Origin of the sequence: Pseudomonas sp. SK2 (assembly GCF_016772395.1) — a bacterium.
Taxonomy (GTDB): domain Bacteria; phylum Pseudomonadota; class Gammaproteobacteria; order Pseudomonadales; family Pseudomonadaceae; genus Aquipseudomonas; species Aquipseudomonas taiwanensis.
Genome location: NZ_CP061944.1, coordinates 258051 through 275256 on the forward strand (window position 1 = coordinate 258051; position 17206 = coordinate 275256).

Here is a 17206-nt window from a genome sequence, read left to right on the forward strand (position 1 = left end):
AGACTCACCGCTTGTTCAACCCTTTCGCCAGCCGATCTCCACCCAGCTGGATCAACGCCACCAACGCTACCAGCAAGGCGATGACGGTCAGCATGATCTGGCTGTCGAAGCGCTGGTACCCGAACCGATAGGCGATATCCCCCAGTCCGCCAGCGCCGATCGCCCCGGCCATGGCCGAGGAGTTGATCAAGGTGACCAGGGTAATGGTAAATCCGCCGACGATCCCGGGTAACGCCTCGGGCAGCAGCACATGCCAGACGATGTGCCAGCGGCGGCAACCCATGGCCTGGGCTGCTTCCACCAGGCCATGGTCAACCTCGCGCAGGCTGACTTCGGCAATACGGGCGAAGAATGGTGTAGCAGCGATGGTCAGTGGCACCACGGCTGCCCACACGCCATAGGTTGTGCCGACCACCAGGCGGGTGAAGGGGATCAGTGCGACCATCAGAATCAGGAACGGGATCGAGCGGAACAGGTTCACGAACGCTCCTGTCACCCGGTTCAGCAGCGGCGCCTCGAAGATTCCGCCCTTGTCGCTGGTGACCAGCAGCACCGCCAGGGGCACCCCTACCAGCAGCGCGATCAATGAAGACACACCGACCATCAGCAACGTGTCGAGCAAACCTTCCAGCAAGCGATCAAACCACATGGCCCAGCACCTCCACGTCTTCTGCCCAGAGGCAGGCACGCTCCAGCAAGTGGTGAGTGTCGTGCGGCGAACCCTGCACCGACAGGATCAGTTGCCCCAAGGCCTGCTCGCCGATGGTTTCCACACCGCCCTGGAGTAACCGCACACGACCACCCAGGTCATTGAACAGTTCGGAAAGCGCGGGCTCGCCGATGACGGTCAGCTTGAGGACCACTGCACTGTTACGTCCGGCCGGGGCCGACCTGAGACTGGCCTGCAGCGCTGCGGGAAGCTTGGCCTGCAATGGCGCCAGCAAGGTCCGTGTGACTTCGTGGCGGGGAGAGCCGAACACCTTCCAGACTTCACCCTGCTCGACAACTTCGCCGCGTTCGAGCACCACCACGCGATGGCAGATGTCACGGATCACCGTCATCTCATGGGTGATCAGCACCACCGTCAGGCCCAGGCGCAGGTTGATGTCGCGCAGCAGTTCGAGGATCGAGGCCGTGGTTTCCGGGTCCAGCGCCGAGGTGGCCTCGTCGCACAGCAGGATCTCGGGGTCATGGACCAGCGCCCGGGCGATGCCGACCCGCTGCTTTTGTCCCCCGGACAGCTGCGCCGGGTAGACATGATGCTTCTCGCCAAGGCCCACCAGTTCCAGCAACTCGCGTACTTTGCGCTGGCGCTCGGCCCTGGCCACGCCGGCCACCTTCAGTGGCAGTTCGACGTTCTGCCACACGGTCTTGGCCGACATCAGGTTGAAGTGCTGGAAGATCATGCCGATGCGTCGACGCAGCGCAACCAGGCGATCCTCGTCGAATGGGGCGATGTCCACCTGGTCGATCAATACCCGGCCCTGGCTGGGTTGCTCCAGGCGATTGATGGTACGCAGCAGTGAGGACTTGCCTGCGCCACTGCGTCCGATGATGCCGAAGATCTCACCGCGGCGGATGTTCAGGTCGATGCCCTGCAAGGCCGGTTGCGCCTGGCCGGGGTAGGTCTTGCCCAGGCCAATGAAGCGCACGTGGGCTTCATTGACGTCCGGGCGCAGGGCCTGCTCGCGTGACGGTGGTGGCGAGGTGTCGGTGATGGGCGCCTTGAAGGCGCGGGCCTGGCTCATGTCAGCCTTCCCAGCCGGCCTGGTAGAGCTTGCCGTGCGCCTTGTTCAGCGCCGCGCGCACGGTCGGCGAGTGCTGGTAGATGTCGACGAACTTGGCCAGGCGTGGGTCGTTCTTGGTTTGCGGACGAATGACGAACTGGATGACGTATTCCTTGTTCTCCAGGCCATCGAACAGCAGTGCCGAAGTGGCGTCGAAACTGTTGGCCAGGCGGATGTAGGCAGGGTAGCCCTGGACCAGGTCGGCATCGTCATAGGCACGCACCAACTGGACGGCCTCGACCTGGAGGATTTTCAGCTTTTTCGGGTTGGCGACGATGTCGTCTTCGGTGGCCTTGTAGCCAACGCCCGGCTTGAGGGTGATCAAGCCAGCCTTGGCCAGCAGTTGCAACCCGCGTCCGCTGTTGATCGGGTCATTGGCAATGGCCACGCTGGCGCCTTCGGGCAGTTCGGCGAAGCTTTTGTATTTTTTCGAGTACAGCCCGACGTTGTTGATGATTCCCGGTGCGTACGGCACCAGGTCAAATCCAGCGGCGGCCTTGGCGTTCTCCAGGAAAGGGATGTGCTGGAAGTAATTGACGTCGATGTCGCCGCTGTTGAGGCTGACGTTGGGTGCGATCCAGTCGCTGAACTCGATCAGCTTCACTTCCAGGCCTTGCTTGTGCGCCTCTTCCACGGCGGCCTCCAACGGAATCGCGAAGGCTGCGGTGGTGCCGATCTTCAGAGGCTCGGCGGCGAGCAGCGAGCTGGACAGGCCAAGGGTCAGGGCGATGGCCGCGACGGGCCGGAACAGTTTCTCAAGCATGGTGCAGGACTCCAGTCGGGGCAGGGGCGGTTGAGCGGTAATTCGAGCCAGGGTGGCCGTCGGGCAAATAGGGGTGAGCGCTGTCGAACAGCTTCTCGCGCAGGGTGCCCTCGGCGTAGGCAGTCTTGTAGCGGCCTCGTTGTTGCAGTTGCGGGACCACCAGGTCGATGAAGTCTTCGAAACTTTCCGGGGTGACGGTACGGGTCAGGTTGAAACCATCCAGACCGGTCTCGTCGATCCAGGCGATGAGCTGCTCTGCGACCTGTTCGGCAGTGCCGACCAGGGTCACGTAGCGTCCGCCCAGAGCGTGCTGCTGCAACAGGCGGCGGCGGGTCCAGGCGTTCTCCTGCAACTGGCGGGTGGCCGACTGGATGGCATTGCCTTTGCTGAAACCGATGGGCTGGTCCAGCGCATAGGCGGCGAAGTCGATCCCGGTGGAGGCCGCGAAGTGCGCTACACCCGCTTCGGGGCTGGCGTAGCGCAGGTATTCGGCATGCTTGGCCTGCGCCTGGTCTTCGGTGGGCGCGACGATCACGGTGATGCCCATGAACACCTTGATGGACTGGGGGGCGCGGCCGGCGACCTGGGCCGCTGCGCGCACCTTGTCGACCTGGGCGCGGGTGCCGGCCTTGTCCTGCCCGCTGATGAACACGCATTCGGCATGATTGCCGGCAAAGGCCAGGCCGCGAGGCGAGCTACCGGCCTGGAACAGCACCGGGGTGCGCTGCGGCGAAGGCTCGCACAGGTGATATCCCTCGACCTGGTAGAACTCGCCTTGGTGCCGAACTTTACGCACTTTGTCTGGCCGGGCGTAGATACGCTGTTCGCGGTCTTGCACCACGGCATCGTCGTCCCAACTGCCTTCCAGTAGCTTGTACAGCACCTGTAGGTATTCATCGGCCTGGTCGTACCGGCGGTCGTGCTCAGGCTGCTGCGCAAGGCCCATGGCGCGGGCGGCGCTGTCGAGGTAGCCAGTGACGATGTTCCAGCCGACCCGGCCATTGCTCAGGTGGTCGAGGGTCGAGAGGCGTCGTGCGAACAGGTACGGCGCCTCGTAGGTAAGGTTGGCGGTCAGGCCGAAGCCCAGGTGGCGGGTCACCGCGGCCATGGCCGAGACCAGCAGCAGTGGGTCGTTGACCGGTAGCTGGATGGATTCCTTGAGCGTCAGGTCCAGCGAACTGCCATAGATGTCGTAAGTGCCGACGATGTCGGCGATGAACAATCCGTCGAATAGCCCGCGTTCGAGCAGCTTCGCCAGGTCGGTCCAGTATTCCAGGGTCTTGTAGCGTGTCGAAGTATCCCGGGGGTGGGTCCACAGCCCGTGGTTGATATGCCCGACGCAGTTCATGTTGAAGGCATTGAGCAGAATCTGCTTGGCCATCAGATGGTCCCCCGGCGCGGCGGGTTCGTGTCGTTCAGGTAGTAGTTGCCGATGGCGTGGTACTTCCAGCGCACCGGGTCATGCAGGGTATGAACCCGGGCATTGCGCCAGTGGCGGTCGAGGTTATGTTCGGCGAGGGTGGCCTGGCTACCGGCCAATTCGAACAGCGTGGTGCCGGCGGCGAGGGAGATTTCGGTGCTGATCGCCCGTGCCTCGGCCACGGCGATCGACGCAGCGGCGACGGTGTCGGCGTTGCTGTCGTCGCGGGCGCGGTCGAGGTATTCCCCTGCGCGCTCCAGCAGGGCTTCGGTGGCGTGCAGGCGGATCGCCAGGTGACCGAAGCTTTTCAGGGTCAGCGGATCGTCAGTGGCTTTGTCGAGGCCGGAGTCGACCCAGGGCCGGCTGCGGGTGCGCACGAAGTGCAGGGCATCCTCATAAGCGGCGCGGGCGATACCGGTGTCGATGGCGGCATGAAGAATCTGGGCCAGCGGGCCGACGGGTGTCGGCCGCTCGAAGGCGCTGTCGAACGGCACCACGTCGTCGGCGCGCACGAACACGTTGTCGAACACCACCGAGCCGCTGCCGGTGGTGCGCTGGCCGAAGCCACTCCAGTCGTCGATCACCTGCAGCCCTCGGCTATTGGCAGGGACGAAGGCCAGGTGCTGAGTACCGTGCTCATCGACGACCGAGGTGGGGATGCGCTGGGCATAAAGCGCACCAGTGGCGTAGAACTTGCGGCCATCGATACGGAAACCTTCGCCATCGCGGGTGAGGCGAGTGGTGCGGTCGTGGGCGGTCTTGGTACCCAGTTCGGCCAAGGCATTGCCAAAGCGCTGACCTTTGAGAACTTCACCGTAAAGGCGTCTTTGCTGCTCAGTGCTGCCATTCACGCGCAGCACTTCCAGGGCGTAGAAGTGGTTTTGCGGGATCTGCCCAAGGGAGGCGTCGGCCTGGGCGATTCGGGCGATGACCTTGGCCAGCGTGACGTTGGATACGCCCGCGCCGCCGAAGGCTTTGGGCACGCTGATGGCCCACAGGCCAGAGCGGCTGAACAGATCGAGCTCGGCGTGGGGCAGGCGGCGTTCGCGGTCGCGCAGGGGGCTGTCCTGGCGCAGTTTCTGGGCAATTTCTTCAGCGACGGACAATGCCTGGGCATCGCTGGTGATGATCGATGTCGTCATTTTGTTCTCCGGGGTGGAGCCGCGTGCCACGCCATCGGCGACAAGCCAGCGCCTACAGGGCACCGGCGGTTCGGCGATGGGGGGCGAATCAGATCCAGGAATGCCGTGCAGGCAGGGTGCCGTTAAGGTGGTACGCGCCCACCGCGTGGTACTTCCAGCGCACCGGGTCATGCAGCGTGTGCACCCGGGCATTGCGCCAGTGGCGGTCGAGGTTGAACTCGGCGAGGGTGGCGCGGCTGCCGGCCAGTTCGAACAGTTTCTCGCTGGCCTGCAGCGAAATCTCGGTGGTCAGTACCTTGGCCTCGGCCACGGCGATAGAGGCACGGGCTGCCGCTTGGGCGTCGATCGGTCCGGCGTTGACCTCGTCAAGCACTCTGGCCGCCTTGCGTAGCAGGGCTTCGGCGGCGTGCAGCTCGAGTTTCAGGCGGCCGATGTCGGCGATCACATAAGGGTCGTCGCTGGCGCGCTCGACCTTGGCTTCGATCCATGGCCGGGATTTATCGCGCACGAAGGCGATTGCATCTTCGATCGCCGCTTCGGCGATGCCTGCGTCGATGGCGGCCTGGATCAGTTGCGACGCAGCCCCTTGAATGTTGGGGATGTCACGCTGGCGCCAGTTGTCGATGACCAGGTCGGCCTCCACCGGCACCTCGTCGAGCAGCACGGTGCCGCTGGCGGTGGTGCGCTGTCCGAAGCCCGACCAGTCGTCGACGATGCGCAGCCCAGGGCTGCCCCGGCGTACGAATGCCAGGCGCTGTCGGCCTTCGTCGTCCAGTGCCTTGACGGCAACCCAATGGGCGAACAGGGCACCTGTGGAATAGAACTTCTCGCCGCTGACGCGGTAGCCGTCACCTGTGCGGGTGATCCTGGCCTTGAGGGTCAGGGTATCCTTGGTGCCGCGTTCAGGCCCGGCATTACCGATACGCCAACCGTAGAGCACGCTGCGGAAGATCACCGCCTGCTGGGCTTCGCTGGCGGTCAGACGCAGCAATTGCAGCATGCCGAACTGGTTCTGTGGGATCTGCCCCAGAGCCGGGTCGGCGGCGCTGATCAGGCGGAATACCTCGGCGATGGTTTCGAAGGAAACGTCCGGGCCGCCATAGGCCTTGGGCACACTGATGCTACCCAGGCCGCTGCGGGTGAACTGTTCGATCTCGGCCCACGGCAGCTTGCGTTGCTGATCGCGGCGCGAGGCCTGCTCGCGAGCGATCGCAGCCAGTTCACGGGCGGCTTGCAGAGCTTCGGCGTCGGTACGCAGCACCTTGGCCGGCAGCAGCAGTGGCGAGCTGTCGAGGTCGCTGTGAAATTGGGTATTTGGCTGGCTGGACATCAGTGCCGCTCCTTGGCTGCACTCAATGCCCTGGCGTTGCGCACTGGGGTGATTGTGACCCTGACCATTCCTTACCTCACAAAATAGAAACGTCGCTTCAGCTGAACGCGACAAACATTTGTTGGTCCGGTGGTCCGGTATATATACCCTAATGGCTTATCAGAGGTTTATGAACTAACTCTTTGGAATATGCATAGAAGGCGGGGTGAAGACGGCGCAGGCCCTGAACGTAGAGCCTGCGCCGCCCAGCTGTTACTCGGCTTTCAGGCTTTTCACGCCTTCTGCAGTGCCCAGCAGCAGCAAGTCGGCGGGACGGGCCGCGAACAGGCCGTTGGTGACGACGCCGACGATCGCGTTGATCTGGCGCTCCAGCTCTACCGGGTTGGTGATCTGCAGGTTGTGCACATCCAGGATCACGTTGCCATTGTCGGTCACCACGCCCTCGCGGTACACCGGGTCGCCGCCCAGCTTCACCAGCTGGCGCGCGACATGGCTGCGGGCCATTGGGATGACTTCGACTGGCAGCGGGAAGGCACCCAGCACCGGCACCAGCTTGCTGGCGTCGGCGATGCAGATGAAGGTCTTGGCCACGGCGGCGACGATCTTCTCGCGGGTCAGGGCCGCACCGCCGCCCTTGATCAGGTTCAGGTGCGCATCGCTTTCGTCGGCGCCGTCGACGTAGAACTCCAGTTCGCTGACGCTGTTGAGCTCGTACACCGGAATACCATGGCCCTTCAGACGCTGGGCGGTGGCCTCGGAGCTGGCGACCGCGCCATCGAAGGCGGTCTTGTGCTGGGCCAGGGCATCAATGAAGAAGTTGGCGGTCGAACCGGTTCCGACGCCGACGACGCTCTTTTCATCCAGCTTGGGCAGAATGAAGTCGACAGCGGCCTGGGCGACGGCCTGTTTGAGTTGGTCCTGGGTCATGCGGGCTCCGAAAGGGGCAGGGCGGTTTCAAAGTTGCCTAGTATAACGGCTCGGGCGGCTTTGCTGTGGTCGCCCGACGTAGCGCTGGGGTAGACTCCCAGCCCTTGTCCCGCGGCCAGTGATGCTTTCCCGATGCTCGAACAGTACGTCAAGAAGATCCTCACCTCGCGCGTCTACGACGTTGCGGTCGAAACCCCGCTGCAGAGCGCCGGGCAGCTGAGCAAGCGCCTGAACAACCAGGTGCTGCTCAAACGTGAAGACCTGCAGCCGGTGTTCTCCTTCAAGATCCGCGGGGCGTACAACAAGCTGGCGCAGTTGAGCGCAGAAGAACTGGCCCGTGGCGTTGTCACCGCCTCCGCCGGCAACCACGCGCAGGGTGTAGCCCTGGCGGCCCGCGAGCTGGGCATCAAGGCCACCATCGTGATGCCCAAGACCACCCCGGAGATCAAGGTCGAGGGCGTGCGTTCGCGGGGCGGCAAGGTGGTGCTTCACGGCGATTCGTTCCCCGAGGCGCTGGCTTATTCGCTCAAGCTCGTGGACGAGAAGGGCTTCGTCTACATCCACCCTTACGATGACCCGCACACCATCGCCGGCCAAGGCACCGTGGCCATGGAAATCCTGCGCCAGCACCCCGGCCAGCTGGACGCGATCTTCGTGCCTGTGGGCGGCGGCGGTCTGATCGCCGGTATCGCGGCCTACGTGAAGTACCTGCGCCCCGAGATCAAGGTGATCGGTGTCGAGCCGGACGACTCCAACTGTCTGCAGGCAGCGATGGCGGCAGGCGAGCGCGTGGTGCTGCCCCAGGTGGGGCTGTTCGCCGATGGCGTCGCGGTAGCCCAGATCGGTCAGCATACCTTCGACATCTGCCGTCACTACGTGGACGAGGTGGTGACCGTCAGTACGGATGAAATCTGTGCAGCAATCAAGGATATCTACGACGATACCCGCTCGATCACCGAACCTGCTGGCGCATTGGGCGTTGCGGGCATCAAGAAGTACGTCGAGCTCAAGGGCGTGAGCGGCCAGACCCTGGTGGCCATCGATTCGGGCGCTAACGTCAACTTCGATCGTCTGCGCCACGTGGCCGAGCGTGCCGAGTTGGGTGAAAAGCGCGAAGCGATCATCGCCGTGACCATTCCCGAGCGGCCAGGCAGCTTCAAGGCCTTCTGCGAGGCCATTGGCAAACGCCAGATCACCGAATTCAACTACCGTCGCCACACTTCCGATGAGGCGCACATCTTCGTGGGCGTACAAACCCATCCGGAGAACGACCCTCGGGCGGCCTTGGTGCAGCATTTGAGCGATCAAGGTTTCCCGGTAACCGACCTGACCGACAACGAACTGGCCAAGCTGCACATTCGCCATATGGTCGGCGGCCATTCGGCAGGCGCCAGCGATGAGATCGTGCTGCGTTTCGAGTTCCCTGAGCGGCCCGGTGCGCTGTTCAACTTCCTCAACAAGCTGGGCGGGCGCTGGAACATTTCGATGTTCCATTACCGTAACCATGGTGCTGCCGATGGACGCGTGGTAGCCGGTTTGCAGGTACCGGAAGATGAGCGCCATTTGGTGCCGGCGGCCTTGGCCAAGATCGGTTATCCGTACTGGGACGAGACCGACAACCCAGCATACCGGCTGTTCCTGGGTTGAGCGGCTAAGCTAGACCTATCGCTCAAGGACGTGAAGACATGGAACACCTGACAACGCTCAAGACCCTGCACATCGTCGCCACCGCCCTGTTGTTGCTGGGTGCGCTGGGGCTGGCGGTCTGGACCATTGTGGCGCGCCGGCAGGGCGATACCCAGGCGTATGGCAAGCTGTTGCGCCGGCCGTTGGTGTTCGTCTGGCTGCTGATGGGGGTGTGCTTGGTGAGCATGCCGTTCACCGGGTGGTGGCTGGTACACCTGGTCGGCTGGCCGCTGGGGCAGACCTGGCTGCTGGCGTCCAGCGTCATCTACACCTTCGGCGCGTTTGCCGTGTGGTGGTTGCTGGTGCGTCTGAATCGCCTGCGCAAGGCCGAGGTGGTGGGTTTGAAGTTCACCCTGGCGCTGGCGGTATTCAGTGGGGTGTGCTTGCTGTCCATCGCCGGGCTGATGGGGGCCAAGCCGATATAAGGCAGCTTCGCTGCGCTGGGGGAGCGGCTTTGTGTCGCGAAGGGGCCGCATAGCGGCCCTGTCGGTCTCAATCCCTGAGCGACAACACCTGCCACCCACGCCGCTCCGCCTCCGCCCGCAGTTTCGGATCCGGGTCCACGGCCACCGGCCGCTCAACCTGCTCCAGCAAGGGCAGGTCGTTCATCGAGTCGCTGTAGAAGCTGCTGCCCTGCAGGTCATAGCCGTTCTCCAGCATCCAGCGCTTCAGACGCGTCACCTTCCCTTCACGGAAACACGGTATATCGGTACTGCGCCCGGTGTACCGGCCGTCGATGATCTCGCATTCGGTAGCCAGCAGGGTGCGTACACCCAGGCGGCGGGCGATGGGTGCGGTGACGAACCGGTTGGTGGCGGTGATGATCAGCAGGTGGTCGCCGGCCTCGCGGTGCTGGCGCAGCAGAGCCTCGGCCTTGGGCAGGATGATCGGCTCGATGCAGTCGCGCATGAAGTCGCGGTGCCATTCGTCGAGCTGGGCAGGCGCCGTGGCAGCGAGGATTTCCATGGAAAAGGCCAGGTACGCCTGCAGGTCCAGGGTGCCGGCCAGGTAGTCCTGGTAGAAACCGTCATTGCGTTGTTTGTAGGCGACCGGGTCAAGGATGCGCCGTTCGCACAGGTAGTCGCCCCATGCATGGTCGCTGTCGCCACCGAGGAGGGTATTGTCCAGGTCGAATAAAGCCAGGCGCATCGCGGTCACTCAGGTCTGCCACAAGGAAGCCCGCAGAATACGGAGTTTTCACCTTGCTGCACATAAGCTTGGTGGGCGCGTTGCTGCGCTCGTGAGCTTTGTGGAACAATGCGGTGACATGCGTTTGCGAGGTTGCTGCCGTGATCGACCCGGATGGTTTTCGCCCTAACGTCGGGATCATTCTCACGAATGATGCCGGGCAGGTGCTATGGGCTCGGCGGATCAACCAGGATGCCTGGCAATTTCCCCAGGGCGGTATCAACCCTGATGAAACGCCGGAAGATGCCCTGTACCGCGAGCTGAACGAAGAAGTTGGCCTTGAACGCGACGATGTGGAAATTCTTGCCTGCACCCGTGGCTGGTTGCGTTATCGTTTACCCCAACGCCTGGTACGTACCCACAGCCAGCCGTTGTGTATCGGCCAGAAGCAGAAGTGGTTCCTGCTGCGCCTGGTGAGTAACGAACAGCGAGTGCGGATGGACCTGACCGGCAAGCCAGAGTTCGACGGCTGGCGCTGGGTCAGTTATTGGTACCCGCTGGGCCAGGTGGTGACATTCAAGCGCGAGGTCTACCGACGCGCCCTGAAAGAGCTAGCACCGCGTCTGCTGACGCGCGACTGACGACGGAGTTCGACCCCGAGCCATGCTCAATACGCTGCGCAAGATCGTCCAGGAAGTGAACTCCGCCAAAGATCTCAAGACGGCGTTGGGTATCATTGTCTTGCGCGTCAAGGAGGCCATGGGCAGCCAGGTCTGCTCGGTCTACCTGCTCGACCCGGAAACCAACCGTTTCGTGCTGATGGCCACCGAGGGCTTGAACAAGCGCTCCATCGGCAAAGTCAGCATGGCCCCCAACGAAGGTCTGGTCGGCCTGGTCGGCACCCGCGAAGAGCCGCTGAACCTGGAAAACGCCGCCGACCACCCCCGTTACCGCTACTTCGCCGAAACCGGCGAGGAAAAATTCGCCTCCTTCCTCGGCGCGCCAATCATTCACCACCGCCGCGTGGTGGGGGTGCTGGTGATCCAGCAAAAGGAGCGCCGCCAGTTCGACGAGGGCGAAGAAGCCTTCCTGGTCACCATGAGCGCGCAACTGGCCGGGGTAATTGCCCATGCCGAGGCCACAGGCTCGATCAGGGGGCTGGGGCGCCAGGGCAAGGGTATCCAGGAAGCGCGTTTCGTCGGCGTGCCGGGCTCGCCAGGCGCTGCAGTCGGGCGTGCCGTGGTCATGCTGCCGCCCGCTGACCTCGAAGTGGTTCCCGACAAGGCGGTCGACGATATCGACGCCGAGCTCAATCTGTTCCAGAACGCGCTCGAAGGCGTGCGCGAAGACATGCGCAAGCTGTCCGCCAAGCTGGCCACGCAGCTGCGCCCGGAAGAACGCGCGTTGTTCGACGTCTACCTGATGATGCTCGAAGACGCCGCCCTTGGCGGTGAGGTGACCGAGGTCATCAAGACTGGCCAATGGGCTCAGGGCGCGCTGCGCCAGGTGGTCGGCGAGCACGTCAGCCGCTTCGAGCTGATGGACGATGATTACCTGCGCGAGCGCGCATCCGACGTCAAAGACCTCGGTCGACGCCTGCTGGCTTACCTGCAAGAGGCCCGCTCGCAATCGCTGGTCTATGCCGACAATACCATCCTGGTCAGTGAAGAGCTGACCCCGGCCATGCTCGGCGAGGTGCCGGAGGGCAAGCTGGTAGGGTTGGTGTCGGTACTGGGCTCGGGCAACTCCCACGTCGCGATCTTGGCTCGGGCCATGGGGATCCCGACGGTGATGGGTCTGGTCGACCTGCCGTATTCCAAGGTCGACGGCATCGAAATGATCGTCGACGGCTACAAAGGCGAGGTGTTCACCAACCCCAGCGACGTGCTGCGCAAGCAGTACAGCGATGTGGTGGAGGAAGAGCGCCAGCTCGCCCAGGGCCTCGACGCTTTGCGCGAACTGCCCTGCGTGACCCCCGATGGCCACCGCATGCCGTTGTGGGTCAACACTGGCCTGCTCGCCGATGTTGCCCGTGCCCAGCAGCGCGGCGCCGAAGGTGTAGGGCTGTACCGTACCGAAGTACCGTTCATGATCAACCAGCGCTTCCCCAGCGAGAAAGAGCAGCTGGCGATCTACCGCGAACAGTTGGCGGCGTTCCATCCGCTGCCGGTGACCATGCGGACCCTCGACATCGGCGGTGACAAGGCCCTTTCATATTTTCCGATCAAGGAAGAGAACCCGTTCCTGGGCTGGCGCGGCATTCGCGTCACGCTCGACCACCCGGAGATCTTCCTGGTTCAGACCCGCGCCATGCTCAAGGCCAGCGAGGGCCTGAACAACCTGCGCATCCTGCTGCCGATGATCTCGGGCATTCATGAGCTCGAAGAAGCCCTGCACCTGATCCACCGGGCCTGGGGCGAGGTCCGCGACGAGGGCACCGATGTACCGATGCCACCGGTCGGCGTGATGGTCGAGATCCCTGCTGCGGTGTACCAGACCAAGGAGCTGGCGCGGCAGGTGGACTTCCTGTCGGTGGGCTCCAACGACCTGACCCAGTACCTGCTGGCGGTCGATCGCAACAACCCGCGTGTCGCCGACCTTTACGACTACCTGCACCCAGCGGTGTTGCAGGCGTTGAACACCGTGGTGCGCGACGCCCATGGCGAAGGCAAGCCAGTGAGTATCTGTGGCGAGATGGCCGGTGATCCGGCGGCGGCGATCCTGTTGATGGCCATGGGCTTCGACAGCCTGTCGATGAACGCTACCAACCTGCCGAAGGTGAAGTGGATGCTGCGCCAGATCAACATGAGCAAGGCCAAGGAGCTGCTGACCGAGGCCATGGGTCATGACAACCCGCAGGTTATCCACAGCTCGTTGCAGCTGGCGCTGAAGAACCTTGGGTTGGCGCGGATGATCGGCCCGAACAAGGCGCTCTGATTGATGTGTCCCTATCGCCGGCTAGCCGGTTCCAACGGCCTTCGGGGCCTGGCTTGCTGGCGATAGGCATCAGACTTCGAGGGTAACTTCCCCCAAATGCCCACCAAACGGGCCGAAACTGCGCTCGAACAGCCGTCTTCTGCCATGATCGTCCACGATCAGTACCGTACTGGCGCGTGTTCCGTAGCTCTGGCTGGCGATGAACACACTCGACAGCAACTTCTCGGTCGCCAGTCCCACACCCGTCTCAGGCAGTTCGCCATCCGCCGCGGGTTCGGCATCGGCCAGCAACGCCAGCATGCGTTGTGGGTCCGCTGATTCCAGTAACGCCTCCAGGCCGTTTCGCGCCTTCACCAGCTTCGGCCATGGCGTATCCAGCCCGGCATTGGACAGCCCATACACACCGGGGGCCAGCAGTCGGGGCTCTGCTTCGCGGGCATGCAGGTAACCCAGTCGCTGACCGTCACCGACCAGTAAGTTGAACCCCGAATACTGCCCGCTGCGGCTGGCGACTTGGTCGAGATACCCTTCGAGCCCCTGATCACCCTGCAGAAACGCCGCCACCAGTTCACCCCGGCTGCGCGCCCCCAGCGGCTGGCTAGGGTCGCGGATGTTGGTCAGCGCGGCGAAGCGCCCCTGGGGTCCCACGCCCAGCCAGGTGCCCCCGGCCTCCAGGTCGCGACCGGCATACACGCCGGGCGCATCATCCCAGCCCGCCAGGGCCAGTGCGGGACGGGCATAGAATTCGTCACGGTTGGCCGCGACGATCAGCGGCAGGGGGTGTCCGGGCCGCCAGGCGAATACGATCAGGCACATCGGTTGGGCCTCTGTGTTTTTAGCCACTCTACCCATTGCGGCCGTGTCGATCCATCCTGTCACAGACTTCACTAGAGCCCCGAGCCCGGCTTCCGTTACCATGCCGGATTGTTTTTCTTGGGGGCGACGAATGGAGTTCGTACTCTATCTGCTGTTGGGCGCGTGCGCCGGCGTGCTGGCCGGGCTGTTCGGCGTGGGCGGCGGCATCATCATCGTGCCGGTGCTGGTGTTCAGCTTCACCCTGCAGGGCTTCGACCCCTCGGTGCTGACCCACCTGGCGGTCGGCACTTCACTGGCGACCATCGTATTCACATCGATCAACGCCGTGCTCGAGCACCAGCGTAAAGGCGCGGTGCAATGGCCGATTTTTGCCTGGATGACCCTCGGCATCCTCATCGGGGCCGGTATCGGTGCCAAGACGGCTTCGCTCATCCAAGGTCCGCAGTTGCAGAAGATCATCGGTGTGTTCGCCCTGATCGTCGCCGTACAGATGGCCCTGGACCTGAAACCCAAGGCCAGCCGTGGCATCCCCGGCAAGCCCGCATTGGTCGGTGCTGGCGGTGTGATCGGCTGGGCCTCGGCCATTTTCGGCATCGGTGGCGGTTCGCTGACCGTGCCGTTCCTGACCTGGCGCAGCCTGCCCATGCAACAGGCAGTGGCGACCTCCTCGGCGTGTGGTCTGCCGATTGCGGTGGCCAGCGCCCTGAGCTTCATGTGGCTGGGCTGGCGCGAGGAACATTTGCCGGCCCATAGCCTGGGCTACGTGTACCTGCCGGCACTGGTCGGCATTGCCGTCACCAGCATGTTTTTCGCCCGCTACGGCGCGCGTCTGGCGCACAAGCTTTCGCCACGTTTGTTGAAACGCCTGTTCGCAGCACTGCTGTTCTGCGTCGGCCTCAGCTTTTTGATTTGAATCGAGAGGAAGTTCCATGCTGCCTTACCCGCAGATAGACCCCGTGGCCGTGGCCATCGGGCCGCTGAAAATCCACTGGTACGGCCTGATGTACCTGATCGGCATCGGCGGCGCCTGGCTGCTGGCTTCGCGCCGTCTGAACCGCTTCGACCCCACCTGGAGCCGTGAAAAGCTCTCGGACCTGGTGTTCTGGTTGTCGATGGGGGTGATCGTTGGCGGGCGCCTGGGCTACGTGTTGTTCTATGACCTGCACCAGTACCTGGCCAATCCGACGTTGATCTTCGAGGTGTGGAAGGGCGGCATGTCGTTCCATGGTGGCTTCATTGGCGTGATGTTGGCGGCGCTGTGGTTCGGCAAGCGCAATAACAAGTCGTTCTTCGAACTGATGGACTTCGTCGCCCCGCTGGTACCGATTGGCTTGGGCGCCGGGCGTATCGGCAACTTCATCAACGCCGAACTGTGGGGCAAGGCCACCGATCTGCCTTGGGCGATGGTGTTCCCACCGTTCAGCGACCCGGCCCAGTTGCCGCGTCACCCGTCGCAGCTTTACCAGTTCGCCCTCGAAGGTGTGGCACTATTCGTCATCCTCTGGCTGTACTCGCGCAAGCCGCGCCCGACCATGGCCGTTTCCGGCATGTTCGCGCTGTTCTACGGTATCTTCCGTTTCATCGTGGAGTTCGTGCGGGTACCCGACGCCCAGCTTGGCTACATCGCCTTCGGCTGGTTGACCATGGGCCAGTTGCTTTGCGTGCCGATGATCGCCGGCGGCATCTTCCTGATCTGGTGGGCCTACAACCGTAAACCGACGGCCAAGGCCACCGTTTGATTTTCACGGCAGGGGCGATCCCCCTGCCGTTCTTGTTACAGGTAAGCCATGAAACAGTATCTAGATCTGGTCCGTGACGTCATCGAGAACGGCACCTTGCAAGGCAACCGCACCGGTATTCGCACCATCAGCCTGCCGGGCGCCATGCTCAAGTTCGACCTGCAGAAAGGCTTCCCGGCCATCACCACACGCAAGCTGGCGTTCAAGTCGGCCATCGGCGAGATGGTGGGTTTCCTGCGTGGCGTGAAGAGCGCCGGTGAGTTCCGCGAGCTGGGCTGCAAGGTCTGGGACCAGAACGCCAACGAAAACGCCCAGTGGCTGGCCAACCCATTCCGCCAGGGGCATGACGACCTCGGCGAGATCTACGGCGTGCAATGGCGCAAGTGGCCGGGCTACAAGCGCGTTCCGCTGAGCAACCCGGCAGCGATCGAGATGGCTGAAAAGCAGGGCTTTCGCAGGATCGCCCAGGACGAGGAAGAGGGCCAGGCGTTCGTCATCCTGTACAAGGCCATCGACCAGGTGCGTCAGTGCCTGGACACCATCGCCAACGACCCGGGCAGCCGTCGCATCTTGTTCCATGGCTGGAACTGCGCCCAGCTGGATGAAATGGCCCTGCCGCCGTGCCATCTGCTGTATCAGTTCCACCCCAATGTCGAGACCAAGGAAATTTCCCTGACGCTCTACATTCGTTCCAATGACCTGGGCCTGGGAACGCCGTTCAACCTCACCGAGGGCGCGGCCCTGCTGTCGTTGTTCGGCCGCCTGACCGGTTATACACCGCGCTGGTTCACCTATTTCATTGGTGATGCCCATGTGTACGAGAACCACTTGGACATGCTCAACGAGCAGCTCAAGCGCGAGCCGCTGGAAGCACCCAGACTGGTCATCAGCGACCGCGTGCCGGCGTTCGCCGAGACCGGCAAGTACGAGCCGGAGTGGTTGGAGAAGATCGAGCCGAGTGATTTCTGGCTGGAAGGGTATGAACATCATGCGCCGATGACGGCGCCGATGGCAGTCTGACGGCCCCATCGTCTGCACCGGCCTCTTCGCGGGCACTTCTAGTGCCCGTGACTGCGCCCCACGTGCGAATGCTCGGTTTCTGGCACCGACACCGCCCCGTTCACTTCCAGTTGCTGCAAGATCGCGCATTCGTTTCCCTGTGCGTTGCAGCGCTGTCGCAGTTCCACCAACTGTTCTTGCAACGCCACCAGGCCATCGATTCGCGCCTGCACATGCGCGATATGCTCATCGATCAGCGCATTGACGCTGCCGCAAGAACCTTCCGGGCTGTCGCGAAGGCTTAGCAGGCTGCGGATCTCGTCCAGGGTCATGTCCAAGGTACGGCAGTTGCGGATGAACGTCAGTCGCTCGACATGCGCCTGGGTGTACAGCCGGTAGTTGCCGTCCGTACGAGCGGGCTCTGGCAGCAAGTGCTCTCGTTCGTAATAGCGGATGGTCTCCACGGCGCAGTCGGTGGCTTTGGCCAGTTCTCCGATCTTCATCACGAAATCTCCAGCGTGTGGCTTGACCC

General features: G+C 63.2%; 17 protein-coding genes. 7 read left to right on the plus strand and 10 right to left on the minus strand.

Features of this window, described 5'->3' with window-relative positions; all coding sequences use genetic code 11:
* Positions 1-4: 4 nt before the first annotated feature.
* The 7 genes from IF103_RS01130 to rpiA form a co-directional block, all read right to left on the minus strand.
* Complete coding sequence (locus tag IF103_RS01130) at positions 5-649, minus strand: methionine ABC transporter permease (RefSeq protein WP_023378149.1); 645 nt, start codon at positions 647-649, stop codon at positions 5-7.
* The gene (locus IF103_RS01135; RefSeq protein ID WP_202675806.1) at positions 639-1748 is read right to left on the minus strand and encodes a methionine ABC transporter ATP-binding protein; all 1110 of its coding nucleotides are present in this window, start codon (positions 1746-1748) and stop codon (positions 639-641) included. The genes IF103_RS01130 and IF103_RS01135 overlap by 11 nt, the downstream gene beginning before the upstream one ends.
* Position 1749: 1 nt before the next feature.
* Entirely contained in the window at positions 1750-2550 is an 801-nt protein-coding gene (locus IF103_RS01140; RefSeq protein ID WP_023378151.1) for a MetQ/NlpA family ABC transporter substrate-binding protein, read from the minus strand.
* A complete protein-coding gene (locus IF103_RS01145; protein ID WP_027907890.1) occupies positions 2543-3931 on the minus strand; it encodes an LLM class flavin-dependent oxidoreductase in 1389 nt (462 codons plus the stop codon). The genes IF103_RS01140 and IF103_RS01145 overlap by 8 nt, the downstream gene beginning before the upstream one ends.
* On the minus strand, positions 3931-5112 hold the full coding sequence (locus tag IF103_RS01150) for an SfnB family sulfur acquisition oxidoreductase (protein WP_023378153.1): 1182 nt from the start codon (positions 5110-5112) through the stop codon (positions 3931-3933). Before IF103_RS01150 ends, IF103_RS01145 begins: the two co-directional genes overlap by 1 nt.
* 88 nt (positions 5113-5200) lie before the next feature.
* Entirely contained in the window at positions 5201-6442 is a 1242-nt protein-coding gene (locus IF103_RS01155; protein ID WP_202675807.1) for an SfnB family sulfur acquisition oxidoreductase, read from the minus strand.
* Positions 6443-6694: 252 nt separating this feature from the next.
* A complete protein-coding gene (gene rpiA, locus IF103_RS01160) occupies positions 6695-7369 on the minus strand; it encodes a ribose-5-phosphate isomerase RpiA (protein ID WP_023378155.1) in 675 nt (224 codons plus the stop codon).
* Between the two features lie 132 nt (positions 7370-7501).
* On the opposite strand from rpiA, the gene ilvA reads away from it, so the two are divergent.
* Positions 7502-9016 carry a threonine ammonia-lyase, biosynthetic gene (ilvA, locus tag IF103_RS01165; protein WP_023378156.1) on the plus strand — a complete coding sequence of 505 codons (1515 nt, stop codon included), beginning with the start codon at positions 7502-7504 and terminating at the stop codon, positions 9014-9016.
* A gap of 38 nt (positions 9017-9054) precedes the next feature.
* On the plus strand, positions 9055-9480 hold the full coding sequence (locus IF103_RS01170) for a DUF2269 domain-containing protein (protein WP_202675808.1): 426 nt from the start codon (positions 9055-9057) through the stop codon (positions 9478-9480).
* A gap of 67 nt (positions 9481-9547) precedes the next feature.
* Here the strand turns inward: IF103_RS01170 and IF103_RS01175 are convergent, their stop codons facing one another.
* On the minus strand, positions 9548-10204 hold the full coding sequence (locus IF103_RS01175; protein ID WP_023378158.1) for a histidinol-phosphatase: 657 nt from the start codon (positions 10202-10204) through the stop codon (positions 9548-9550).
* Between the two features lie 140 nt (positions 10205-10344).
* Here IF103_RS01175 and IF103_RS01180 point away from each other — a divergent pair, with 140 nt between their 5' ends.
* Entirely contained in the window at positions 10345-10824 is a 480-nt protein-coding gene (locus IF103_RS01180; protein WP_003249017.1) for an RNA pyrophosphohydrolase, read from the plus strand.
* Between the two features lie 22 nt (positions 10825-10846).
* Entirely contained in the window at positions 10847-13120 is a 2274-nt protein-coding gene (gene ptsP / locus IF103_RS01185) for a phosphoenolpyruvate--protein phosphotransferase (protein WP_023378159.1), read from the plus strand.
* 69 nt (positions 13121-13189) lie between these two features.
* Here ptsP and IF103_RS01190 read toward each other — a convergent pair whose 3' ends face one another.
* Complete coding sequence (locus IF103_RS01190) at positions 13190-13936, minus strand: NRDE family protein (protein ID WP_023378160.1); 747 nt, start codon at positions 13934-13936, stop codon at positions 13190-13192.
* A gap of 130 nt (positions 13937-14066) precedes the next feature.
* Here IF103_RS01190 and IF103_RS01195 point away from each other — a divergent pair, with 130 nt between their 5' ends.
* From IF103_RS01195 to IF103_RS01205, 3 genes are read left to right on the plus strand one after another with little or no spacing between them, the layout of a single operon-like run.
* A complete protein-coding gene (locus tag IF103_RS01195; RefSeq protein WP_023378161.1) occupies positions 14067-14849 on the plus strand; it encodes a sulfite exporter TauE/SafE family protein in 783 nt (260 codons plus the stop codon).
* A gap of 16 nt (positions 14850-14865) precedes the next feature.
* Positions 14866-15675 carry a prolipoprotein diacylglyceryl transferase gene (gene lgt / locus IF103_RS01200; protein ID WP_023378162.1) on the plus strand — a complete coding sequence of 270 codons (810 nt, stop codon included), beginning with the start codon at positions 14866-14868 and terminating at the stop codon, positions 15673-15675.
* A gap of 48 nt (positions 15676-15723) precedes the next feature.
* Positions 15724-16695, plus strand: a complete 972-nt coding sequence (locus IF103_RS01205) for a thymidylate synthase (protein WP_023378163.1) — start codon at positions 15724-15726, stop codon at positions 16693-16695.
* Positions 16696-16733: 38 nt separating this feature from the next.
* Here the strand turns inward: IF103_RS01205 and cadR are convergent, their stop codons facing one another.
* Positions 16734-17177 (minus strand): cadmium resistance transcriptional regulator CadR, encoded by a 444-nt coding sequence (gene cadR, locus IF103_RS01210; protein WP_023378164.1) that lies wholly within the window; start codon positions 17175-17177, stop codon positions 16734-16736.
* Positions 17178-17206: the final 29 nt, after the last annotated feature.